Raw genomic sequence first — 21,453 nt, forward strand, 5'->3', positions numbered from 1 at the left:
GGCCGAGAACGCGGACCGGCTCCAGGTAAACTTACGGATCGTGAACAAGCTCCAAATCCTCGTGTTGGTTTACGGTCTGGCCCTCATTGGCGGCGGCGCCATGGGGTTGAAAGCCGGCAGTTCTACCTCTCTGATCGTCGGCGGGACCGCGGGTCTGCTGGCGGTGATTGCCGCCGTGATCGCGGGCAAAAATCCCAGTCTCGGCTATCGCTTGGCGGGCGTGGTTTCGCTGGCCATGGTGATTCTCTGGACCACGCGGCTGATCGGGGCGATGCAAGCGGGCAAGTCGCCGGGCATGGCTGGCGGCGTACTCGGGCTGTCGCTGATCGTATTTGTAGCGTTGGGGATGGCGCACATGCGAGCCGTGAAGGCGCGAAAAGTCAACCAATAAGCGGCTTTTTTCCTAGCTTTCTCGTCCAAAACCATAACCTATGATCCGGATTGTTACCATCGAACACTCCGACTTGGCGTCGTCGGAATTTGTGATCTTGCAGAACCAGGGCGGTTTGCGAGTGCGGCTTCGTGGGCACGTGCTGCTCAGCGAAACTTGCCTCGATCACAACTCGGTGTCGTGCCACATGTTCACCGACGACGTGACCATTAACCCCGGCCACTTCGTGATTTTGGGCACCGGCCAAGGGCCAAGCCGATGGGTGACGCTGGACGACGGGCGCTACGCCTACCAAACGTTTATCGGGCGAGCGACGCCGATTTGGGGTCGCGAACAGCTACCGCTTCACGTGCTGAGCGTGCAACATTCATACGAAGAGCGCGCCTGCAAGAAGGTCCTTACCGGGGCCGCTGCCGGTTAAGCTCGGCGATCCCCCGGTCAATGCCGTGTAACGCCACGGTTTCGAGGCACTCGGCCACGCGCGCGATCACCTTGTTCACGTCCACGCGATCTTCCGGACGAAACCGCCCGAGCACGTGATCAATCGTTTCGTCTTCGCCCTTGCCGATGCCGATTTTGATGCGCGCGTACTCGGTCGAACCCAGCGTCGCGATCAGCGACTTGTGACCGTTGTGGCCACCCGCCGAACCCTTCGGCGAGAACTTGGCGTCGCCGACGGGAAGGTCAAGTTCGTCGGTGATCACCACGAGGCGGTCGAGCCCGAGCCGGAATTCCTTGAGGATCGGTGACACCGCCTGCCCGCTGAGGTTCATGAAGGTCATTGGCTTGACCAGCAAGCACGGCACACCGGCCACGGGGACGACTTCGTACACCGCCGAGTGCTTGCGCGTTTTCAGCGTGTGCTTGGCCGCTTCGGCCAGATGATCAATGAGGTCGAAGCCGACGTTGTGGCGCGTGTGCGCGTACTGCGGACCCGGATTGCCGAGCCCGACGAAGATCCATTCGGGCGGAAGTGTGGGCGCACTTGGCTTGCGGCGGAACATGCTACTTGCTGCTGGTCTTGGCGGCTTCGGGCGGCAGTCCCGCCATGGGTTCTAGCCGACCCGTGCCGATGAGCACGAGCAGTAGGGCGCCGAGCGCCAATCGGTAGTAGATGAACACGTTGGTGGAGTGCTTGCCCAAAAAGTCCATGAACCACTTGATCGTCGCGAACCCGACGACAAACGACACGACGGTGGCCACGCCAACGTTCGCCACGTTCAGCGATACCAATTGATCGCGCGCGTCGAACACTTCCTTGATGCCCGCCGCGAGGATGCTCGGCACGCTCAACAGGAACGAAAATCGCGCCGCGCTCTTGCGGTCGAATCCGGCCAAAAGACCGCCGGTGATGGTGCTTCCGCTGCGGCTCGCGCCCGGAATCAGCGCCACTGCTTGCCAGAGCCCGACCCACAACCCGCGCATCGGCGTGACGTCCTCCATGCTGAGTTTCTTGCGGCTCACGCGTTCGGCGATAAAGAGCAGAATCCCGACCACGATGAGGCTGGTCGCGATGACCGTGAGGCTACGAAGCGGTCCCTTGATCTGATGCTCAAACAACTTGCCCAGAACCACGATCGGCAACGTGCCGATGAAGATCGCCCAGCCTTGCTTGGCTTCCAGCGACCCTCGCTTCGACTTGTCGGTGAGCGAGCCAAGCCAGCCCAAAAACACTTTCGTAAGGTCGCCCCAAAAGTAGATGAGGATGGCGGCGAGCGTCCCGAGCTGGATCACGGCGGTGAAACCCGCGCCGGGGTCCGACCAGCCAAAGAGCAGCGGCGCGAGCCGCAGGTGGGCCGTGCTGCTGATGGGCAGCCATTCGGTGACGCCTTGGATGATGCCGAGGACGACGGCTTCGACTATGCCCATAGCGGCACCTCTGGACTGGAAATATGTAAGTCTTGGAGCAAAAGATATCGAATTCTCTCCGCCGCCCGACCGTCGCCATAGGGGCTCGCCGCGGTCGCCATCTTGCCGTAGGCGTCGGCGTCGGTCAACAATGTGCGCGCCTCGCTCAGAATCAGTTCCTCGTCGGTGCCCACTAACTTCGCCACGCCGCGATCCACGCCTTCGGGACGCTCGGTGGTTTCGCGCAGCACCAGCACGGGACGGGCAAAGGCGGGCGCCTCTTCTTGCACACCGCCTGAATCGCTGAGAATCAACTTCGCGCGCTCCATGAGCTTCACAAAATCTGGGTAGTCGGGCGGCTCAATCAGTCGCACGCGTGCGTGGTCGCCGAGCTCGCGTTGCAGCGTCTCGCGCACGGCTGGATTGCGGTGCATCGCGGCCACCAAAACGGTGTTGGGCAGTTCGTCCAGGAGTCGCCGGCACGCGCGCGCGATGCGGGTTTGCGGGTCGCCCCAGTTTTCGCGGCGGTGCGTGGTGAGCAGAATGATGTCGCGCGTCTCCTCGGGATACCACGCGGTCGCCGACTGCTTGGCAATCTGGAGCACGGCGTCGATGCCGGTGTTACCCGTCACAAAAATTTGATCCTCGGGCACACCCTCGCGGCGCAGATTGTCGGCGGCTTGCGAGGTCGGCGCGTAGTGATGCTGCGCGAAGAGGCCCACCGTGCGGCGATTGAACTCCTCGGGAAACGGGTTCCAGATCGTGGGCGTGCGGAGGCCGGCCTCAAAGTGTCCGAACGGAATCTGCAAGTAGAAGCTGGCCAGGCCCGCGACAAACGTGGTGGTCGTGTCGCCTTGCGCTAGTACCCATTCCGGGTTCACATCTTGGAAAATCTGGTCGAGCCCCACCAGCGCTCGGCTCGTCAGCTGAGCCAGCGATTGCCCGGCTTGCATGAGGTCGAGGTCGTAGTCGGCGGTAATGCCAAACGCATCGAGCGCCTGGGCGAGCATTTCGCGGTGTTGACCGGTCGACACGACGACGGTTTCAACCTGCGGATATTTCTTGAATTCAAGGATCGCGGGAGCGCTCTTAATCGCATCCGGACGCGTTCCGACGACAAAAATGATACGGGGTCGTTCAGCCATCAGAGACGCTTCAAGTTACCCCAAGGCTCGGGCGGCCACCACCACGATGCCGCCGAGGACCGCCGCCACCGCATAGAGCACAAGCACGGTTTGGCGTTGATCGAGGCCCTTGCGCAGAAGCGTGTGGTGCAGGTGGCGCTTGTCGGGAGCCGTAATCGGCTGGCCGCTGAGCAGTCGCCGGGTGACCACGAAGAAGGCGTCGAAGATCGGCACGCCGAACACGAAGATGGGGATGATGAGCATGATGGTGGCGGCGGTTTTCATCGCGCCAACAATGCTCAGGCAGGCGAGCGTAAAGCCGAGGAACTGGGCGCCACCCGTTCCCATGAAGATCTTAGCGGGGTTATAGTTGTGTCGCAAAAATCCGATGGCCGAGCCCGCGACCGCCGCCGCAATGAGCGCCACGCGCGGCTGCACGCCCACGCCGACGATGGCGAGCGTCGCCGCGCTGATGGCCGCGATCCCCGCGGCGAGGCCGTCAATCCCGTCAATCGTGTCCATCGTCTTGGTCACGACAAAGATGTAAACCGCGGTCAGCGGAATGGCGACGTACGGCGCGAAGGCGATCCAATGCGCGCCGTCACTGAACATCGGCCACGAAATGCCCTGAACCTGCACCTTGTTGGTGCCCGAGCCAAAGAACTGCACGGCCACGCCCGCGGCCAGCAAGATGCCCATCTGAATCTTCGCGGAGAACTGGTGAAGGTCATCAGCCGCGCCGGCCAAAGTGATGACCGCACCCAGCCCTAGCAATCCGATGACCCACGGGGCGAACGGCTGAACCGGCCAGCGCAGCGGAAGGCAGATCAGCACCGAGATCAGGGCTCCCGCGAAGATCGCAAACCCGCCCCAGCGCGGCGTGATCTTGGTGTGCACGCGCCGGTCGTCGCGCGTCGGGTCGTCCACCGCCCCCTTGGCGATGGCGAGCTTCATCACCCACGGCGTGAGCGCCCAGGTGATGACCAGGGCGATGGCTCCGGCAAGCAAGGCGGTGCCGAACCCGCGCAGCGGGGAATTGGTAACGGTGGCGGCAAGAAAATTCAACTCAGTTGCACCGGCTCCAGTTCGGGCGAGCCTTTAATGTAGCGAAGCACTTCCAGACCCGACTCGCGGAAGAGTTCCAGCGAGAACGCGTCGGGATAGTCTCCTTCATAGATGACGCGCTCGATGCCCGCATTGATGATCATTTTCGCGCAGGAATTGCACGGCTGGCAAGTCACATACATCGTCGCCCCCGCGCAAGGAATGCCGATCATTGCCGCTTGCAGTAGCGCGTTTTGCTCGGCGTGGAGCGCCCGCTGACAATGGCCGGCGAGGAGGCAGCCCTCCGGCCACTCGTGGGTCGGCCCGTTCGGCGGACAGTGGCTCATGCCGCGCGGCGCGCCGTTATAGCCCGTGCAGAGAATGCGGCGGTCCCGTACAATCACCGCGCCGACGCTGCGTCGCGGACACGTGGCGCGCGTCGCGACCAGGTGGGCGATGTCCATAAAGTAGGTATCCCAACTGGGGCGCGTCGCCGTCATCCTGTTATTTTGACCTAAGAGACGACGGCCACGGCTTGAATCGCGCGACGTTCGCGCACGCGCTCGAGCATCACCGCATGATCAGGGCGCGCGAGGTCGGGGTCTTGCTCCAACACCTCCATGGCCAAGGCGCGTGATTCCTCGAGCAACTTGGTGTCTTGCACCAAGTCAGCGAGTTTGAAATCGAACTGACCCGACTGCCGGGTTCCCGCGACGTCACCCGGGCCGCGTAATTGCAGGTCCACTTCGGCGATCTTAAATCCGTCGGTTGTATCGCGGATCGTGGACATGCGCGTGATGGACTCGTCGGTTTTGGCATCGGCGATGAGAATGCAGTAGCTTTGGAACGAGCCCCGCCCAACGCGGCCACGCAGCTGGTGGAGTTGGGCGAGGCCAAACCGGTTGGCATCTTCGATGGTCATTACCGTGGCGTTCGGCACGTCGACGCCGACTTCGATGACGACCGTGCTGACCAAAATGTCGAGTTCGTGGCGGCGGAACGCGCCCATGATCTCCTCCTTCTCGGCGCTTTTCATGTTGCCGTGGAGCAGGCCGACGCGGTAGTCGGGGAAATGCTCCGTCCGCAGCCGTTCGTAGAGTTCTTCCGCTGCCTGCGCCTGAAGCTTCTCGCTCTCGGCGATCATCGGGCACACAAAGTAGGCTTGCCGACCTTGCGTCAAGATGTCCCGGACCGCGCTATAGACTTGGTCGCGTTCGTGCGGCCGCTTCCAGTGAGTTTTGATCGGGCGTCGGCCGGGCGGCAACTCGTCAATGATGCTCACATCGAGGTCGCCATACAGCGTCATGGTGAGCGTCCGCGGAATCGGGGTCGCGGTCATCACCAGCACGTCAGGATTCTCGCGACCCTTCTGCCGGAGGGCGGCTCGTTGCAACACGCCAAAGCGGTGCTGCTCGTCCACGACGGCGAGGCCAAGTTTGTGGAATGTGACGGACTCTTGAACTAGCGCATGGGTGCCGACCAGAATCTGCGCCTCGCCGTTCTCGGCTTGCTGAGTCGCTTTGCGTTTTTTCGGTGCGGGCATCTTGCCGTGAAGGAGCACCACTTTGATGCCCACCCGATCGAACACCGCTTGCAAGTTAAGGAAATGCTGTTCGGCGAGGATTTCCGTCGGCGCCATGAGCGCGGCTTGATACCCCGCGCGAACCGCGGCGAGCATTGCGGCGGCGGCCACCGCGGTCTTGCCGGAACCCACATCGCCCTGCACCAAACGGTTCATCGGCGCGGGCCGCTGCATGTCGTTCCAAACGTCTTGAATCACCCGCTTTTGCGCGCCCGTGAGTTCAAATGGCAGCATCACGCCCAGTTGATCGCGGATGTCCATCCGTTGGCCGTCGGCAAAAAGGCCGCCGCCACTGAGATTCGGCTCGTCCCAATCGAACCCGATTCCGACTTCTTGCTGGGTTTCTCGCCGCCGCATTTGCAGCGCCAACTGCATAAAGAAGAACTCCTCAAACACGAGTCGCCGCCGGGCCGCACGGCGCGTGTCCTCCGAATCCGGGCGGTGAATTTGGGTGAGCGCCTCGCGGATGCCGATGAGGTTGGCGCGTTGTCGCCATTGACGCGGCAGCGCCTCTGCCACCGCAGAGATATAGCCCTGCAACGCGCTATCGGTGGCCTTGCGGAGCACTGTTTGCGGAACGCCTTCGGTACTCGGATAGACCGGCGTGAGGCGGGCGAACGCCTCAACATCATCTTCGTCTTCGGGAAGCTCAATCTCGGGGGCCGAAATCTCAAGCGTGCGCGAGCCGCGGCTCTCGCGTACCATGCCGAACGCGATCACATCCTCGGCGCCGTCCAGCTTTTTGCGAATCCACGGTTGGTTGAACCAGGTGAGCGTGACCTCGCCGGTGCCGTCGGTGAGCGTGGCGGTGAGGATCACGCGACCACCGCGCAGCGTGCGGCTTTCAAGGCGACGGATTTCTCCCCGCACGGTCGCAACTTCGCCGGGCACGAGTAGGCGAATCGGCGGTAAATTGCGCCGGTCTTCGTAGCGGCGGGGGAAGTGGTAGAGCACGTCGCGGACTTTGCGCAGACCCAACTTGCCCAGCGGGACGGCCCACTTGGGGCCGACACCTTTGAGATATTGTATTTCAGTCGCGAGGCGATCCTGGGGCGCAAAGTCGTCCATCTAGTGCTTTAATTCAAGTATGAATGACGACCGCCTGCCGCCTGATGACGCGCTGGACGCCGAAATCCGGGAGCTCGAAACCAAGCTGGATGACGCCGAGCGGTCTCCGCTCGACCCGCCGAAGACGCGACTCGATGCGCTAGAGGAAGAAGCCAATTCGTTGCTCTCGTCCGCGAGCGAGCGAAAAGTCAACCTTCCCGATCCGCCCGATTTTGACAAACTGGACGAGATTCACCAGCGGGGAACTGCCGGGCAGCAGGCGTTGCAAAGCGAGCGAGAAATCCCTGAGGGCCAGCGCGCTTATATGAAAGCGACGAGCGTCGGCATGGCGGCAGCTTACGGATTTCTTGCCGTGCCCGCCGGATTTTTTCTCATCGGACTAATGCTGCAGAATACCGTCTGGCCCGGCCCAAACGCGGTCAAAGTCATGACCCTTGTAGGCGTCGTTAGCGGGTTTGCCTACATGCTCGTCGTGCTTTCGCGTGGGAACAAGGATTGAGACGCTTTTTCCGCTTGGTGCCGGCGCTAATCTTGGGCAGCGGGATCGTGCTGGCGGTGCTTGCGGTGCGGGGATTGGAGTACGTGACAGGCGGCCTCATCGGCATGGCTGCGGGAGGACAAGCGTTTATCACGTACCAGGCCTACGCAAAGTTCTTGGCGACAAGCAACGAGAACAGTCCCGAAAAGCTGAGGCTGACCATCGTGATGATGACGGCATTTGCCCTGAAAGTCATTACGATAGCCATGGGCTTCCGGTTGCAATCTGAATGGGGAAATCCGGCCAGCATGGGCCTTGCAGTGGGTTTGCTTTGGGTATACTTTGCGGTCATAGGGTGGTTGATGGCCGCAGATTCGTAGCCAGAACGCCCATTTTGCTGTATGGACATCACCAGCCAACTAAGTACGTTTTTGGCCGCCGGGGGCGGAGAAGAGGGCCATAAGGTTACGGTTAACTTTATCGGCACGATGGTGTACTTTGGGCTCGTGCTCGCGGTGGTCTTTGGACTCCTCTCTGTCGCCCGCAAAGGCTTCCGGCCCGGAGTTTTCCAGGGGCGGTTAGCCAACTGGTCGGAGCAGCTCTACCTCTTTATTGAGAATCTTTGCGTGAGCATCATTGGCTCGCATGGCCGCAAGTACGTTCCGTTCATCATTACCTTTTGGCTCATCATCTTCATCAGCAACTTGGTGGCTCTGTTCTTCCCGACTTCGCCGACCGCGCTGCTAAGTTTCAACCTTGGGATGGCGATCATTTCGATCTTCTACGTTCAGTGGGAAGGCATCAAACAGAATGGATTCATCGGCCACTTCAGCCACTTTGCGGGCCCGAAACTCGGGGGCGCTCTTGTCCTCATCTCCGTGATGCTGTTCTTTATCGAGTTGGTTTCGGAGACCATGAAAATGGTGTCGCTCAGCCTCCGACTCTACGGAAACATCCATGGCGGTCACGAGGCCGTGCATGGAATGAACCAGATCACTTCCGCGTTCCCCATGGGTGAACTGCTGATTCCCGTGAAGATGCTCACGGTTGTTGTCCAGGCGCTTATCTTCTGCCTGCTCACCTGCGTCTACATCAGCTTGGTTACCCACGAGCCGCACGACGAACATCACGGCGAGGCTCACGCCCATTAAATCGCTTTTGCCCTCGGGCAAATATCAACACTCAAACGAAAATTAGGACTAAAAAATATGTACCTTCCCATTGCACTTGGACTCGCAGCTCTCGGGGTCGCCATCGGCCTCGGCATGATCGGTAACGGCGCTATGAACGGCATGAGCCGCCAGCCCGAAGCCATCGGCAAAATGCAGACCGCCATGCTTATCGCTATGGCGTTCGTCGAACTCGTCTTCCTGCTCACCGTCTTCGTTGGCGCGGGCGCGTTCAAGGGTAGCTAACCCGACACGGTTCCTTGGGGCAACCCAAGGAACCTCCCTAAATTTTTTGAACAGTTTCTGAAATGGCAACGCAAAAATCTTCTGGAATTCCATACATCGTCAAGCTCATTGTGGGCGTGGGGATGGCGGTTGGTGGCTTCAAGCTCTCGCACATGGCACACGAGCCAGGCAACGGGCTGTACGACATCACGCATAAGATGTCGGAAATGGGGATCCCCATTGACCTTGGGATTACCATCGCCGTCATTGGCGTTTTCCTTATTGTTTTCCCGGCAATCCAATCGTTCTATGTTACGCCGCTGGAAGATGCTGTCAACGAGCGCACCTCGCGCCTCGAAAGCACGTTTAGCGAAGCCGAAAGCCTGCGGTCGGAAATGACGCAGATGAAGGCCGACTACGAAACCCGCCTGGCGAAAGCCGAAGGTGAAGCTCGGGCCGCCATTCAAGAAGAGATTAAGAAAGCTCAGGACCTTCGGGCGCAAATGCAAGCCGAAGTGGCCGCCCAACGGGCGGATATGCTGAAGAAGGCCGAGGATGAAATTTCGGCCCAGCGAGCTGGCGTTGTTAGCCAACTCCGCACCCAAACCGTGAACCTCACGATGAGCGCCACCGAAAAGTTAATTGGCGCGAAGCTCGATTCCGAAGCGGATCGCAAGCTTATCGAAGAATTCATCGACAAGGCCGAGGTGCCCAGCTTCTAATGGACCAACGCGTCGCCCTCCGATACGCTCAAGCGCTCTTTAATGCCGCCAAGAAGCAAGGGGTGGTAGGCGCCGTGGGCGATGACCTTAACGCGATTGGCGGTGCTATCCAAGGTGAACCGCGACTCGCGAAGATCATCGGCGACCAAGATACGCCGCGCCACCAAAAGCAGGGTCTGCTGGAGCGGTTGTTCTCCGACCGCGTGACCTCGCTCACCATGCAAGTGCTGCGGCTCATGCTGGAAAAGAAGCGTGAAGGCGGGCTGCTCGAATTGCGCGATGCCTACGACGCTCTCCGCAAAGAAGATGAGCGCGTGCTCAGCATCAACGTGGTTTCGGCGCGCGAACTCACCGCCGACCAAAAGCAACGAATTGAAAAGAAGATTGCCGACGCGACCAAAAAGTCGGTGACGGCAACTTACGAAATTGAACCCAAAGTGCAAGGCGGGGTCAAGGTCGAACTCGGGGGGTACGTCATTGACGGCACCGTCACCGGCGGCCTGAACCGACTGCGAGAGACCCTGAAATACGACTTCCTGAACCAACGATAACTGCAACCATGGCTATCCGACCCGAAGAAATTACATCGATTCTTGAACAAGAACTTACGAAGTTCGACCGCAAGACAGACACCGAACACGTCGGCACCGTTCTCCAGGTGGGTGACGGGATCGCTCGTATTTACGGCCTCCCCGACTGCCAAATGGGTGAGCTGCTCGAATTCCCGGAAGCGGGCGTTCAAGGCCTCGCTCTGAACCTGGAAGAAGATTCGATCGGTGCGGTTATCATCGGCGACGAAACCCTCGTTAAGGAAGGTCACACGGTCCGCGAAACCGGCCGCATTATCGAAATCCCGACCGGCAAGGGTCTGCTCGGACGCGTCGTCAACTCGCTCGGTCAACCGGTCGACAACAAGGGTCCGATCAACGCCGAATCCAGCAGCCGTATCGAAGTCATCGCCCCCGGCGTTGTCGAGCGACAGCCCGTTAAGCAGCCGCTGCAAACCGGCATCAAGGCCGTTGACTCCATGATTCCCGTCGGCCGCGGCCAACGCGAACTCGTCATCGGCGACCGCCAAACCGGCAAGACCTCGGTTTGTATCGACACGATTATTAACCAGAAGCGCACCCACGAACCGGGTGGCCTTCCGGTCTACTGCATCTACGTTGCCGTCGGTCAAAAGATGGCCAACGTCGCCCGCGTCGTGGAAACCCTCCGCGAAGCCGGTGCCCTCGAATACACCATCGTCGTTCTCGCTTCGGCCTCCGACTCGAACGCCATGCAATACCTCGCGCCGTTCGCCGGAGCCGCCATCGGCGAGTTCTTCCGCAACAACGGAATGCACGCGCTTGTGGTTTACGATGACCTTACCAAGCACGCCGCCGCCTACCGCGCGCTGTCGCTGCTTCTGCGACGACCGCCCGGACGCGAAGCGTTCCCCGGCGACGTTTTCTACCTGCACAGCCGCTTGCTCGAGCGCGCCGCCAAGCTCAGCGATGAGCTCGGTGGTGGTTCGCTCACCGCGCTGCCGGTTATCGAAACCCAATCGGGCGACGTTTCGGCGTACATCCCGACCAACGTTATCTCGATTACCGACGGTCAAATCTATCTCGAACCGGACCTCTTCCTCGCCGGTGTCCGCCCCGCCATCAACGTCGGGATCTCGGTCAGCCGCGTGGGTGGGAACGCCCAGGTGAAGGCGATGAAGCAAGTCGCCGGGAAGCTGAAGCTCGAAATGGCTCAGTACCGCGACGTGGCTGCCTTCGCGCAGTTCGCCAGCGACCTCGACCGCGCCACGCAGATGCAGTTGCTCCGCGGCCAACGCCTTACCGAGCTTCTTAAGCAGGGTCTCAGCAAGCCGTACAGCAACACCGACCAAGTTCTTTCGATTTTTGCCGGTACCAACGGATTCCTCGACGATCTCCCGCTCGATCAAATCGCCAACTTCGAAACCTTCCTGCTCGCGTTCCTCAAGGATAAGTATCCGGACGCCGTGGAAGAAATCAACGCGAAGAACGAGCTGAGCGGTGACGTCGAAGCCAAGCTGAAGACGGCCTACGCCGAAGCGGTCAGCGCCTTCAAGAAGGAAAAGGGACTCAGCTAACCACAAGCTATGGCGACACTCAAGGAAATTCGACAGCGAATCCGGTCGGCGAAGAATATTCGCCAGATCACGCGAGCGATGAAGCTTGTCGCCGCCGCACGCCTTAAGAAAGCGCAAGATCGCGTGCTGGAATCGCGCCCCTACGCCGATAAGCTCCATGAATTCATGGCCAGCATCAGCTCGGCGGGCTCGCTACCTTCGCATGAGCTGCTCGAAAAGCGCCCGGTCAAGCGCGTCGGCCTCATCCTCATCACCGCCGAGCGCGGATTGGCGGGTGGTTACAACACCAACCTCATCCGTAAGGCGGCGGATTTTGTGAAGAATTCGCAACATCCGATTGACCTGCTTTCGGTTGGCAAGAAGGGTGGCCAGTTCTTTGGCAAGCGCGGCGTGAACGTGGTGTTCAACTACGCTTTGCCGACGAGCGGCGCCAAGACAACTTGCGCCGATACGGTCGTGAAGAAGGCGGTGGAAATGTTCACCACCGGCGAAGTGGACGCGATCTACGTGATCTACAGCAAGTTCTATTCGGCGATTCGCCAAGTCCCGACCGTCATGCAACTGCTGCCGATTGAGCCGCCTGCGCAAGAGGGCAAGGCTGCCAGCAAAGAGTACGAATTCGAGCCCTCGCCCGAAGGATTGCTGCAAACGCTGCTGCCGCGCTACGTGTTTACGCTCACGTTCCAGGCTCTGCTCGAGGCCACGGCCAGCGAGCACGGCGCCCGGATGAGCGCGATGACCGCCGCCACGGACAACGCCGGCAAGATGATCAACGATCTGACTCTGGTGGCCAACCGCGAACGCCAAGCCGCGATCACGACCCAGATTCTGGAAGTCGTCGGCGGCGCCGAAGCGCTCAAGGGCTAGTTTCTATCTGAGGCTTGGGCCGAGGCTGATGCCAGCAGTACGACGCGGTGACTTTGTCCTCCGTCGTATTAGAATTTTGTCTGTATTCTTCTGGTATACTAGGTGCCCACAAGGGTACCCAGTCCGATCTGGCTCGTTTCAGGGCTTTATGGGGTGCGAGTAGCCCCTTGTATTCTAAAATGAAGAAGAAAATCTCTTTCTCTATCAACCCGCTGGTATCAATCAGCATAGACCTTTGGCCGGCCAAGGAGCTCGCTTCTATGGAGTGCCTCGACTAACCATTCTGATTCTTGTGTTTCTGCCGAAACCCGGTGAAGGAACCAAGATCTACCGCATTGTTAACGCAAACCCAGGTCACCACCTGTCTTTTCAGGCACGGTTTGACCCGGCAGGCAAGTTAAGAACACTCATGTTCAGTCAAGATCCACGTGATCCCCGCTCAATTCTCTGTCATTTTGAGGATGAGTTTGGGGAGATGGTGGAAACAGAACACGGGATGGATCCATCCACGCGTGTCTACCTTAAGGCCCCCGGCTAAGCAAAAGCAATCTACCAAAAAAGAATAGCGCGAGACTTACACAAGTCTCGCGCTATTTTGCGTTAGGTGGATGGATCGCCAGCTTACGCGGCGAGTTGAATCTCGCCGTTGCCGCCGTTTTCGTAGATGGTGTACGTGTTGCTCGGCGCGCTATTTTGGTCGGCCTTCGTGGCGTACACGCGGAACGTTTCGCGCACGCCCGGGGTGAAACCGGTCAGCTCCACGCGGATGCGCGTGCCGACCCAAATGACCTCCCACTGGTTGTCGGCGCTCAGTTGCTCCAGCACAAACGTCGTCGCGGTGGTGTTCTGATTGCGCTTCCATTTGGCCGCAATGTAGCCATTTGTGCTCGGAGTGACCACCAATTCCAGCGGCTGACGCACGGGGCGAACGGTGCGCGAAGGACGCGAATCGAGCCCAATGCTCGCCAACGCGGCATCAGTGACGGCGGGATTTGCGTAACTTTGTTGCAGATAAGTGGTAAACACGTTCGCGAAATTGTCCCGCGCGGAGGCCTTTGCCTTCACGGCGGAATCGAACGCAGATTTCGCCGCGAGATATTCGTCGTAGCGCGTGCTGAGCAGGGCCGAAGCCGTGTTGATGGCAGAGGCTCCACCAGCGGTGAGGCCAAAAATGCCGGGCGCGGCGCCGATGGTGTTGGCGGCAAACTCGGCCGAGCTGACCAGAGGGGCATCGGCTTGCGTGACAAAAGAAGATAGGTTCATCTTGATAACTCCACGGAAGGGATTCCACACTTTTCGCTAGAAATGGGGAAGTTTGCGCGAGAAATCGGGATTTTGCGTGAAGAGATGAGGATGGGGTCGCTCAAGTTTGCGGCAGAACCACAACCTTTGGCAAGCGGTTGCGACTTCGCTCGCACAATTATCGGTCTTTGCTCGAAAATGTGACCACTTTTTGCGCCTTTCCCCTATAATAGGGGCATGCGAACGAGTGTCTCCGTTCTTGTGTTGCTTTGTGCTGGCGCTAGCTATGCCAGTTTCGACCTTATGCTCCTGCCCGGTTCCAACGGCAAGATCCACCGCTACGATCCGGTGAATAGCGTCTACATGGGTTCGTTTGGTCTTGGTTCCAGTTCAACCGACCTTGAGGTGAATCCGTCCAACGGCACCGTGCTCGCCTTGCGCGGAGGTTCGACCGCCATCTACGACTACAGTTCGGGCGAACGGTTGGCTTTTAATGCGTCGTTCGGTCTTTCCAAGTACTCGATGTACAATAGCGCGGCCGGAAATTTTGATGTTCTCTATGCGAGTTCCTCGAGTTCTTTTCTTGACACCATTACCCCGTCTTCAGCGGCCTATAACGCTGGTCCGAATATTGGCGTTGCCAATGTACAATCCTTTATGCGATTTGGAACCAATAGTGGCTTCGGCTTATCGATTACCGCAGGGCAAGTGAACTTCCACACCTGGGCAACAATTGGTTTCACGTCAACACAGAGCGGACCGACGCTTTCCTCAATCACTCGTGTGAGCCAATTGGTGCGATCGGGCGCGACGAGCGCTTACTATGTCTCTCAAACGGCAAGTTCGGCAAGTGTTCAAATCGTACTTGGACTAGGCGGTACGCCTAGTCAGTTTGTGGCCGCCAACTTGAGTGGATACGACTTCACAAGTGCAATCCACATCGTTGCTCACCATACCGGCTTTTATGCCGTGGGTCGTGATGCATCGGTCAGCGAGTATCGCATAACTGACTTGGGCCTAACGCCCAGCCTCGGCCTTACCACAGTAAGTACGACTACGCTCAGCGGCATTGGATATTCAAGTGCGCGCCCGGGAATGGTGCTCGCGCCTGAGCCAAGCTCGATGGTGGCGATTGCGTTTGGCGCGCTGCTGCTGCGACGACGTAAGTAAAGCGTTCAAAATCGGAGGATGCCGCACCAGCCGCCGCTTCCGGCGCCGTCGCCTTGCATCCTCCATTGCGGCATCGATGAGTCGTTGCGGTGTTCGGGGTGCAAGCGCACCGGGCGACAGATCGCGGCTTGGACGGGCTTAAGCGACGAGGAACGCTGGCGCATCATTTTGGAACCCGGCAGCCCGCCAAGCGGTATCCTTGACCCTATGTCAACTGTTGAAAAGCTGAAAGATCGCTTGTTCGAAGTGAACGCGCTGCACGCCGCGATCAATATCATGGATTGGGATCAGCAGGTGCTGATGCCGCGCGGAGGAAGCGAGGCGCGCGCCGCCCACGTCGGAATCCTCAGTCGCATGGCGCACGAGATTTTTACGGACGAGAAAACCGGCAAACTGATCGACCAAGCCGGTGGCGAAGTGGATCCGATGAGCGAAGAAGGCGTGATGGTGAAAGTTGCCAAACGCGACCTCGACCTAAGCACGAAGATTCCCTCAGAACTTGTCGGTCGCAAAAGCGAGTTAGCGAGTATAGCTCACGAAAAGTGGGTGGAAGCTCGCGCAGATAACAACTTTGCCGGATTCGCACCTGTACTGCAGCAGATGTTTGATATCGCCAAAGAAGAAGCCGAGTATCTGGGCTACACCGATAACATCTACGACGCGCTTTTGGATCAATACGAAGAAGGCGCAACCGCCGCCGATTGCACGCGCATGTTCGAAACGTTGAAAGCGCCGACTGTGCAACTGGTGCGCGAGATCAAGGAGAACGGAAAGCCCGTTGACGACTCCGCGTTCTACGGCAACTGGGACGAAGCCGCTCAGCGCGATTTCAGCGTCAAAATCACCACGGCCATTGGTTACGACTACAATCGTGGCCGCCTCGATACCGCGCCGCACCCGTTCTGCACGGGTTGGTCGGTCAACGACGTGCGCCTGACAACGCGCTACAAGGATTATCTGGGCTCCGCAATCTTCGGTTCGCTGCACGAGGCGGGTCACGGCATGTACGAGCAAGGCTCGCCGACCAAGTGGGACCGCACGCCGCTCGCCGGCGGCACCTCGTTGGGCGTCCACGAAAGCCAAAGCCGAACGTGGGAAAACATTGTTGGCCGCAGCAAGGCGTTTTGGCAGTGGGCGTTGCCCGATCTGCAAGCCGCGTTCCCGTCGATGAGCAACTACAGCCTCAACGACTTCTACCGCATGATCAACAAGGTCGAGCCTTCGCTCATTCGCGTGGAAGCGGACGAGTTAACCTATAACTTGCACGTCATGATTCGCTTCGAAATCGAATGCGATATCCTCACCGGCAAGCTCGCGATTCTCGATCTTCCGCACGCCTGGAACGCAAAATACGAAGAGTATTTAGGCGTTACTCCGGATAGCGATAAGAACGGCTGTTTGCAAGATGTGCACTGGTCCATGGGCAGCATCGGATACTTCCCGACTTACTCGATGGGTAACTTGCTGAGCTACCAATTCTGGACCGCCATGAAGAAGGACATTCCGAATCCGGATGAGCTGATGGCGCAAGGCAACTTTGCCCCGATTCATAACTGGTTGCGCGAGCACATTTATGCCAAGGGTCGCAGCATGTCGCCTAAGAATTTGGTGCAACATGTGACGGGTAAGCCGATTGGCGCCGATGACTACGTGTCGAATCTGCATGCCAAGTACCGCGAAATCTACGGCCTGAGCTAAGGCATGCCCACGCTCGTCGCCATCTACGGCGAAACAGGGTCGGGCAAGTCAGACCTCGCCGAACGTTGGGCGTCGGAGCGATCAGCCGTGCTGATCAACTTCGACGCCTTCCAAATGTATCGCGGGTTCAATATCGGGACCAACAAGCCGGCGGACCTCGCCGCGTACGAACTGATCGACCATAAGGATCCGACCGAGCAAACCGGCGTCGGCCAGTTCATCCGCGAGGCCCTGCCCATCCTGGAGCAAGCGTTTGCCGCCAGCCGCGATGTCGTGATGGTCGGCGGAACCGGGCTCTATGCCCGCGCTTTGCTGGACCAGTGGAGCGAACTCAAACCCGCGCCGACCCCTGAACTAAGAGAGCAACTCGAAGGAAAGTCGCGAGAAGAGAACCTCCAGCACCTAAAGAGCCTTGACCCGAACGCCCAGGTCGATGAGCTGAACCCCGTGCGGGTGCGCCGCGCGCTGGAGCGAGCCCTCACCCCGGGCGAGAGCTTCCAGTTCAGTCTGCCAGGTTTCAAGATAATCAAGGTCGCGCCGCAGTGGCTCACGGAAATCCTCGATGAGCGCATCGCCCAGCGCGCCAAAACCATGCTGGCCAATGGCTGGATTGAGGAGACTGAACACCTGCTCGCCAGCGGCTTAACAACCGCTTGCCCCGCATTTCGGGCCATTGGGTATATTCCCATTGCGCGTTTCCTCAGCGGGTTGCTGAGCGCGAGTGAACTCGAAACCGAGATTGTTTCGCAGACTCGCCGCTATGCAAAACGACAAAGGACTTGGTTGCGAGGCGAACAAGGTTTGCAGTGGGAGAGCGAATTGGACCGGGCAGCATGGCCTGGCCAAATGGAGTGAGTGGCAATGGCAAAGTCAATTAATTTGCAGGATATGTTTCTGAACCAAGTCCGAAAGGAAGGGATCAGTGTTACGATTTATTTGATGGGCGGCGTGCAATTGCGCGGTCAAGTCCGCGGCTTTGATGCCTTTACCATCATGCTGGATTCGCCCGGCAAGCCGACCCAACTGGTCTACAAGCACGCAGTGACGAGCATCGTTCCGGCGCGCGGCGTGGGTGAAAAGGAAGGCGAAGAGCACACCAGCGACGAATAGGCGCTTGGCTCAACTCAACTTTACTAAGATGCACGGAGCCGGAAACGACTTCGTGCTTCTTCACGCCAGCGAACCCGCTCAAGGCTGGGCGGCCCTGGCCAAGATTCTTTGCGATCGGCGCTTCAGCGTCGGCTCAGATGGCCTTGTGGTGGCCGAGCAACGCGGCGACGATCTTTGGATGCGGATGTGGAACCCGGACGGCTCTGAGGCGGAGATGTGCGGGAACGGTTTGCGCTGTTTTGGCGCGTATGCTGTGGCGCAGGAGCTTGTTTCCGGTAGCGATTTCGAGGTCGTCACCAAGGCGGGGCGGCATCAGATTTCCGTGGGTGCCAAGGACCTGGTCAGTTGTACGATGGGTGAACCCACGCTGCTCGCCGCCGACCTTGACCTCGCTCCGCTGCCCCTGAAAGGAACTTCGGTGAGCATGGGCAATCCGCACCTGGTGGTCGAGGGCGATCCGGCGCTGGCCGCTCGCCTCGGCGCACAATTGGAAAAGCATCCGCTGTTTCCGAATCGCACGAACGTGCACTTCGCGCGGGTCATCAACGGCCAAATCGAAATGGCGACGTGGGAGCGGGGAGCCGGGCTCACTTTGGCCTGCGGAACGGGCGCTTGCGCCACCGCGTTTGCCTTGCGCAGGCAGGTCACTCTGCCGGTGCGCGTGAATGTGCCCGGCGGCTGGGTAGAAATCGATAGCTCGGGCAACGACTACGTTTTGCGCGGCCCGGTGGAAACCGTGTTTACCGGCGCGATCGAAGCCTAAGCCGCGCGTTGCCAGTGGCAGTCGGTCATGCACTGCTCAACAAAATCCTTCTCGTCTAGCGGCTTCGCAAAGAGGTAGCCCTGGCCATAATCGCAACCCAGCGAAGTCAGCACGGCGCGTTGCTCGGTGGTCTCAATGCCTTCGCCGGTCACGTTGAGTTCGAGGGCCTGACAAAGGGAGATAATGGCCTTGACAATCGCGGTCGGCTGCTTTTCCACGCCGAGCATGCTCACAAAGCTCTGGTCAATCTTCACGTTATGCACGGGCAAGCGTCGCAGGTAGGAAAGAGAACTGTGCCCAGTTCCAAAGTCGTCGACGGCGAGTTGCAGGCCGAGTTCGCGTAGACCTTCGAGGCGAGCGATCCCGACCTCCACGTCCTCCATCATCGCCGACTCCGTGATTTCGATCTTCAGGTTCTGCGGCCGAATCCCGGCCGAGTTGATCGCGTTCATCACAACTTCGCTGAGATTGTCGATGAGAAGCTGCCGCGCCGAAAGGTTAATGGACATCACGAAATTGCTATCGGGAAACTCGTCGAGAATGCGCCGAGTCTGGTTGCAGGCTTGCTTCAACACCCATTCACCCAGCGGAATAATCAGGCCCGTTTCTTCAGCAATCGGCACAAATTTGGCCGGCGAGATCGCGCCGCGCTCGGGGTGATTCCAACGCACCAAGGCTTCCGCGCCTGTGGTCGCGCCGGTAGCAAGGTCAACAATCGGTTGGTAGACGAGGCGAAACTCGTTGAGCTCGATTGCGCGCCGCAGGCCGACTTCGATCTCCATGCGCTCCAAAATGTTCTCGTTCATCGCCGAGTGGTACATCGCGAAACCGGCCTTACCGCGCGATTTGGCCTCGTACATGGCGGTTTCCGCGCCCTTAAACAGCTTCTCAACGGTGTCGCATTCCTCGTTGTTCAGCGCGATGCCGATGGTACACGAGATAAACACTTCGCGATTGCCGAGGATAATCGGCGGCCGCATCTTTCTAAAGACCAGGTTGGCCACGTCGGCGGCCATATCCGGGCTACAGTTCGGCACAAGCATGGCAAACTCGTCGCCCGAGATTCGCGCCAGAACCGCGCCCCGCGGCGACAGGTCGCGCAGACGGTCGGCGAACAAGCCCAGGAGGCGGTCGCCTTCGGAGTGGCCGTAGCTGTCGTTCACGTACTTAAAGTTGTCGACGTCGAATAGCAACACGGCGAGCTCGTTGTTGCCGTGGGTGCCGCGCAGTTCAGTCTCAAGGTGAGCCGTGAACATGCTGCGGTTGGGCAGCCCCGTGAGTTCGTCGTTAAACGCCTGGAAGGTAATCCGTGCTTCGAGCCGCTTGCGTTCGGTGATATCGCGGACAAACCAATACATGCCCGCGTAGGCGCCCTCTTCGTCGCGCTGCGGAATCGCGGTCACTTCGAGCATTGCGTGCGAGCTATCGCGGCGGATGCATTCGGTATCAAATTGGGTCTTCGCGTTTTCGGCGATTGACTTCTCGAGCTCGTGGTAAACGCGATCGAGGTCCGAGAAGCTCATCATCTGCTCCCAGTTCTGGCCGATGATTTCGTCGGGAACGAAGCCGAGCATCGCGGCAAACGTGGTGTTTGCCTCGAGGATTTTGCCCGTCGGATTGAATCGCGCGATGCCTTCCACGGCGTTTTCCAAAACCGAGTTTAGTTCGCCGAGCCGCGCGGTGCGCTCTTCCACCACGGTCTCCAAGTTTTCGTTGGCCTGGCGCAGGAGTTCTTCGCGCCGCTCGATCTCGCGCTGAGCGGCAGCCTGCCGCTCCAGCATCTTGTTCACCTGCGTGGCGAGCCAGCCGATCTCGTCGGTGCTATCCACGCCCACGCGCTTGTCAACTCGCTCGCCGACGTTCTGCACGTCGGAAGTAAAGGTTTCCAGCCGGCGCAGAACGGTGCGGCTGATATACATCCAAAACATGAGCCCGACGGCGATGGTGGTCACCGACACCGAGAAGATCAGCGCAGTGATGTTGTCCTTACCCTCCGAGAGAATCGTTTGCGGAACCTTGGTATCCAACGTTGCGAAGGTGCGCGATGAGAAATTGATGAGTGGCACCGAGATTTTCAGAATGCCATCTTGCAGCTTGGTCACCGCGGCCGAGGAGGTGCCGGCTACGTTTTCGAAGTTAACGTCGAGCGCCGAATTCAGATTGTTCAACCGACCAAGATCGCCGAGGTGCGTGTTGTTGAGCACTTGCACCGTCGCCAGGAATCCAGACTTGCCGCTGGTTTGCGACTTCCACGGCACCAGCGAAACCAGTCCGACCAGGCTGTCGCCCACCGAAAGCGCCTTGCCCCACCCGCGTTTCAGCACCGGGCTTAGCCGAATCTGCTCCTGAAGCTCAGCCGCTTTGACCCATTGGCGGGCCTTTAGCGAGATCGGGAGAAGCGTGTTGTCGCTGCGAGTGCTGGTAAAGGGTCGTCCGGCGGACTGCAGTATTGAGCCGTGCGAATCGATGATGACCGCGCCGTGAAACGCGCTCGCCGAATCGGTTTTGCTAAACACCTGAGCCAAGGGCCGGGTTCGGCACGATACGCTGAGGGCCTCCGCCGCAGCCGTCAGGGCCTCCAGCCGAACCTGCAACACTTTTTCGATTCGGTCGCCGGTGCGCAATGCGTTCCGGTTCTCCAAACTATCGTAACCGCTCAGCAGCACGAACCGCGAGATAAGGCCGATCATGCCGACCAACAGAATGACAAGCAGGCCGACGCCCAGTATGAACTGAGTTCTTAGTTTTTTGCTCCGGCTTACTTGGGTTACCATGGCTCTCGGTTCCATGTCGGCTGTTTTGACCCTAAACCGCAGGGGCACCTTGAGCTTTTCCGGTAACATAACCT

General features: G+C 59.3%; 23 protein-coding genes. 15 read left to right on the plus strand and 8 right to left on the minus strand.

Features of this window, described 5'->3' with window-relative positions:
• Nucleotides 1-40 precede the first annotated feature (40 nt).
• Complete coding sequence (locus JNJ45_02955) at nt 41-391, plus strand: hypothetical protein (GenBank protein ID MBL8047619.1); 351 nt, start codon at nt 41-43, stop codon at nt 389-391.
• Nucleotides 392-431: 40 nt separating this feature from the next.
• The gene (locus JNJ45_02960; GenBank protein MBL8047620.1) at nt 432-812 is read left to right on the plus strand and encodes a hypothetical protein; all 381 of its coding nucleotides are present in this window, start codon (nt 432-434) and stop codon (nt 810-812) included.
• Here JNJ45_02960 and JNJ45_02965 read toward each other — a convergent pair.
• The 6 genes from JNJ45_02965 to recG are packed head-to-tail and all read right to left on the minus strand — an operon-like array spanning nt 790 to nt 7,057.
• Nucleotides 790-1,395 (minus strand): aminoacyl-tRNA hydrolase, encoded by a 606-nt coding sequence (locus JNJ45_02965; protein ID MBL8047621.1) that lies wholly within the window; start codon nt 1,393-1,395, stop codon nt 790-792. The genes JNJ45_02960 and JNJ45_02965 overlap by 23 nt on opposite strands.
• Before the next feature lies 1 nt (nt 1,396).
• Nucleotides 1,397-2,260, minus strand: coding sequence for an undecaprenyl-diphosphatase UppP (gene uppP / locus JNJ45_02970; protein MBL8047622.1), 864 nt, complete (start codon nt 2,258-2,260; stop codon nt 1,397-1,399).
• Nucleotides 2,251-3,384 (minus strand): UDP-N-acetylglucosamine 2-epimerase (non-hydrolyzing), encoded by a 1,134-nt coding sequence (gene wecB / locus JNJ45_02975; protein ID MBL8047623.1) that lies wholly within the window; start codon nt 3,382-3,384, stop codon nt 2,251-2,253. Before wecB ends, uppP begins: the two co-directional genes overlap by 10 nt.
• Nucleotides 3,385-3,399: 15 nt before the next feature.
• On the minus strand, nt 3,400-4,428 hold the full coding sequence (locus JNJ45_02980; protein ID MBL8047624.1) for an undecaprenyl/decaprenyl-phosphate alpha-N-acetylglucosaminyl 1-phosphate transferase: 1,029 nt from the start codon (nt 4,426-4,428) through the stop codon (nt 3,400-3,402).
• Nucleotides 4,425-4,907: a cytidine/deoxycytidylate deaminase family protein gene (locus tag JNJ45_02985; GenBank protein ID MBL8047625.1), complete on the minus strand. Its 483-nt coding sequence runs from the start codon at nt 4,905-4,907 to the stop codon at nt 4,425-4,427. The genes JNJ45_02980 and JNJ45_02985 overlap by 4 nt, the downstream gene beginning before the upstream one ends.
• A gap of 14 nt (nt 4,908-4,921) precedes the next feature.
• On the minus strand, nt 4,922-7,057 hold the full coding sequence (recG, locus tag JNJ45_02990) for an ATP-dependent DNA helicase RecG (protein ID MBL8047626.1): 2,136 nt from the start codon (nt 7,055-7,057) through the stop codon (nt 4,922-4,924).
• A gap of 19 nt (nt 7,058-7,076) precedes the next feature.
• Here recG and JNJ45_02995 point away from each other — a divergent pair, with 19 nt between their 5' ends.
• From JNJ45_02995 to atpG, 8 genes are all read left to right on the plus strand, one after another.
• Entirely contained in the window at nt 7,077-7,556 is a 480-nt protein-coding gene (locus JNJ45_02995; protein ID MBL8047627.1) for a hypothetical protein, read from the plus strand.
• Between the two features lie 17 nt (nt 7,557-7,573).
• Nucleotides 7,574-7,915, plus strand: a complete 342-nt coding sequence (locus JNJ45_03000) for a hypothetical protein (GenBank protein MBL8047628.1) — start codon at nt 7,574-7,576, stop codon at nt 7,913-7,915.
• Between the two features lie 21 nt (nt 7,916-7,936).
• Complete coding sequence (locus JNJ45_03005) at nt 7,937-8,686, plus strand: F0F1 ATP synthase subunit A (GenBank protein ID MBL8047629.1); 750 nt, start codon at nt 7,937-7,939, stop codon at nt 8,684-8,686.
• A gap of 57 nt (nt 8,687-8,743) precedes the next feature.
• Nucleotides 8,744-8,950: an ATP synthase F0 subunit C gene (locus tag JNJ45_03010; protein MBL8047630.1), complete on the plus strand. Its 207-nt coding sequence runs from the start codon at nt 8,744-8,746 to the stop codon at nt 8,948-8,950.
• 62 nt (nt 8,951-9,012) lie between these two features.
• Nucleotides 9,013-9,651 (plus strand): F0F1 ATP synthase subunit B, encoded by a 639-nt coding sequence (atpF, locus tag JNJ45_03015; GenBank protein MBL8047631.1) that lies wholly within the window; start codon nt 9,013-9,015, stop codon nt 9,649-9,651.
• Nucleotides 9,651-10,202 carry an ATP synthase F1 subunit delta gene (atpH, locus tag JNJ45_03020; protein MBL8047632.1) on the plus strand — a complete coding sequence of 184 codons (552 nt, stop codon included), beginning with the start codon at nt 9,651-9,653 and terminating at the stop codon, nt 10,200-10,202. Before atpF ends, atpH begins: the two co-directional genes overlap by 1 nt.
• Nucleotides 10,203-10,210: 8 nt before the next feature.
• A complete protein-coding gene (locus JNJ45_03025; protein ID MBL8047633.1) occupies nt 10,211-11,755 on the plus strand; it encodes a F0F1 ATP synthase subunit alpha in 1,545 nt (514 codons plus the stop codon).
• A 9-nt stretch (nt 11,756-11,764) separates the two neighbouring features.
• Nucleotides 11,765-12,622, plus strand: a complete 858-nt coding sequence (atpG, locus tag JNJ45_03030; protein ID MBL8047634.1) for an ATP synthase F1 subunit gamma — start codon at nt 11,765-11,767, stop codon at nt 12,620-12,622.
• A gap of 621 nt (nt 12,623-13,243) precedes the next feature.
• Here the strand turns inward: atpG and JNJ45_03035 are convergent.
• A complete protein-coding gene (locus JNJ45_03035) occupies nt 13,244-13,885 on the minus strand; it encodes a fibronectin type III domain-containing protein (protein ID MBL8047635.1) in 642 nt (213 codons plus the stop codon).
• Between the two features lie 282 nt (nt 13,886-14,167).
• Here JNJ45_03035 and JNJ45_03040 point away from each other — a divergent pair, with 282 nt between their 5' ends.
• The 5 genes from JNJ45_03040 to dapF are packed head-to-tail and all read left to right on the plus strand — an operon-like array spanning nt 14,168 to nt 18,605.
• A complete protein-coding gene (locus tag JNJ45_03040) occupies nt 14,168-15,034 on the plus strand; it encodes a hypothetical protein (protein MBL8047636.1) in 867 nt (288 codons plus the stop codon).
• 18 nt (nt 15,035-15,052) lie between these two features.
• The gene (locus JNJ45_03045) at nt 15,053-16,732 is read left to right on the plus strand and encodes a DUF1289 domain-containing protein (protein ID MBL8047637.1); all 1,680 of its coding nucleotides are present in this window, start codon (nt 15,053-15,055) and stop codon (nt 16,730-16,732) included.
• 3 nt (nt 16,733-16,735) lie between these two features.
• Nucleotides 16,736-17,587 (plus strand): tRNA (adenosine(37)-N6)-dimethylallyltransferase MiaA, encoded by an 852-nt coding sequence (miaA, locus tag JNJ45_03050; GenBank protein MBL8047638.1) that lies wholly within the window; start codon nt 16,736-16,738, stop codon nt 17,585-17,587.
• On the plus strand, nt 17,588-17,842 hold the full coding sequence (gene hfq / locus JNJ45_03055) for an RNA chaperone Hfq (GenBank protein MBL8047639.1): 255 nt from the start codon (nt 17,588-17,590) through the stop codon (nt 17,840-17,842).
• A 28-nt stretch (nt 17,843-17,870) separates the two neighbouring features.
• Nucleotides 17,871-18,605: a diaminopimelate epimerase gene (gene dapF, locus JNJ45_03060; GenBank protein ID MBL8047640.1), complete on the plus strand. Its 735-nt coding sequence runs from the start codon at nt 17,871-17,873 to the stop codon at nt 18,603-18,605.
• Here dapF and JNJ45_03065 read toward each other — a convergent pair.
• Nucleotides 18,602-21,394 (minus strand): EAL domain-containing protein, encoded by a 2,793-nt coding sequence (locus tag JNJ45_03065; GenBank protein MBL8047641.1) that lies wholly within the window; start codon nt 21,392-21,394, stop codon nt 18,602-18,604. The genes dapF and JNJ45_03065 overlap by 4 nt on opposite strands.
• Nucleotides 21,395-21,453 lie beyond the last annotated feature (59 nt).

Origin of the sequence: Chthonomonas sp., assembly GCA_016788425.1 — a bacterium.
GTDB lineage: Bacteria > Armatimonadota > Fimbriimonadia > Fimbriimonadales > Fimbriimonadaceae > JAEURQ01.

Excerpts from the sequence above, each read along its gene's own strand:
- JNJ45_03035 (MBL8047635.1), bottom strand. The coding sequence starts at position 13,885 with ATGAACCTATCTTCTTTTGTCACGCAAGCCGATGCCCCTCTGGTCAGC.
- atpF (MBL8047631.1), top strand. The coding sequence starts at position 9,013 with ATGGCAACGCAAAAATCTTCTGGAATTCCATACATCGTCAAGCTCATT.
- atpG (MBL8047634.1), top strand. The coding sequence starts at position 11,765 with ATGGCGACACTCAAGGAAATTCGACAGCGAATCCGGTCGGCGAAGAAT.
- wecB (MBL8047623.1), bottom strand. The coding sequence starts at position 3,384 with ATGGCTGAACGACCCCGTATCATTTTTGTCGTCGGAACGCGTCCGGAT.
- JNJ45_02995 (MBL8047627.1), top strand. The coding sequence starts at position 7,077 with ATGAATGACGACCGCCTGCCGCCTGATGACGCGCTGGACGCCGAAATC.
- JNJ45_02985 (MBL8047625.1), bottom strand. The coding sequence starts at position 4,907 with ATGACGGCGACGCGCCCCAGTTGGGATACCTACTTTATGGACATCGCC.
- miaA (MBL8047638.1), top strand. The coding sequence starts at position 16,736 with ATGCCCACGCTCGTCGCCATCTACGGCGAAACAGGGTCGGGCAAGTCA.
- JNJ45_02965 (MBL8047621.1), bottom strand. The coding sequence starts at position 1,395 with ATGTTCCGCCGCAAGCCAAGTGCGCCCACACTTCCGCCCGAATGGATC.
- recG (MBL8047626.1), bottom strand. The coding sequence starts at position 7,057 with ATGGACGACTTTGCGCCCCAGGATCGCCTCGCGACTGAAATACAATAT.
- JNJ45_03025 (MBL8047633.1), top strand. The coding sequence starts at position 10,211 with ATGGCTATCCGACCCGAAGAAATTACATCGATTCTTGAACAAGAACTT.
- atpH (MBL8047632.1), top strand. The coding sequence starts at position 9,651 with ATGGACCAACGCGTCGCCCTCCGATACGCTCAAGCGCTCTTTAATGCC.
- uppP (MBL8047622.1), bottom strand. The coding sequence starts at position 2,260 with ATGGGCATAGTCGAAGCCGTCGTCCTCGGCATCATCCAAGGCGTCACC.
- JNJ45_03065 (MBL8047641.1), bottom strand. The coding sequence starts at position 21,394 with ATGGAACCGAGAGCCATGGTAACCCAAGTAAGCCGGAGCAAAAAACTA.
- JNJ45_03010 (MBL8047630.1), top strand. The coding sequence starts at position 8,744 with ATGTACCTTCCCATTGCACTTGGACTCGCAGCTCTCGGGGTCGCCATC.
- JNJ45_03040 (MBL8047636.1), top strand. The coding sequence starts at position 14,168 with ATGCTCCTGCCCGGTTCCAACGGCAAGATCCACCGCTACGATCCGGTG.
- JNJ45_02960 (MBL8047620.1), top strand. The coding sequence starts at position 432 with ATGATCCGGATTGTTACCATCGAACACTCCGACTTGGCGTCGTCGGAA.
- JNJ45_03045 (MBL8047637.1), top strand. The coding sequence starts at position 15,053 with ATGCCGCACCAGCCGCCGCTTCCGGCGCCGTCGCCTTGCATCCTCCAT.
- JNJ45_03005 (MBL8047629.1), top strand. The coding sequence starts at position 7,937 with ATGGACATCACCAGCCAACTAAGTACGTTTTTGGCCGCCGGGGGCGGA.
- dapF (MBL8047640.1), top strand. The coding sequence starts at position 17,871 with ATGCACGGAGCCGGAAACGACTTCGTGCTTCTTCACGCCAGCGAACCC.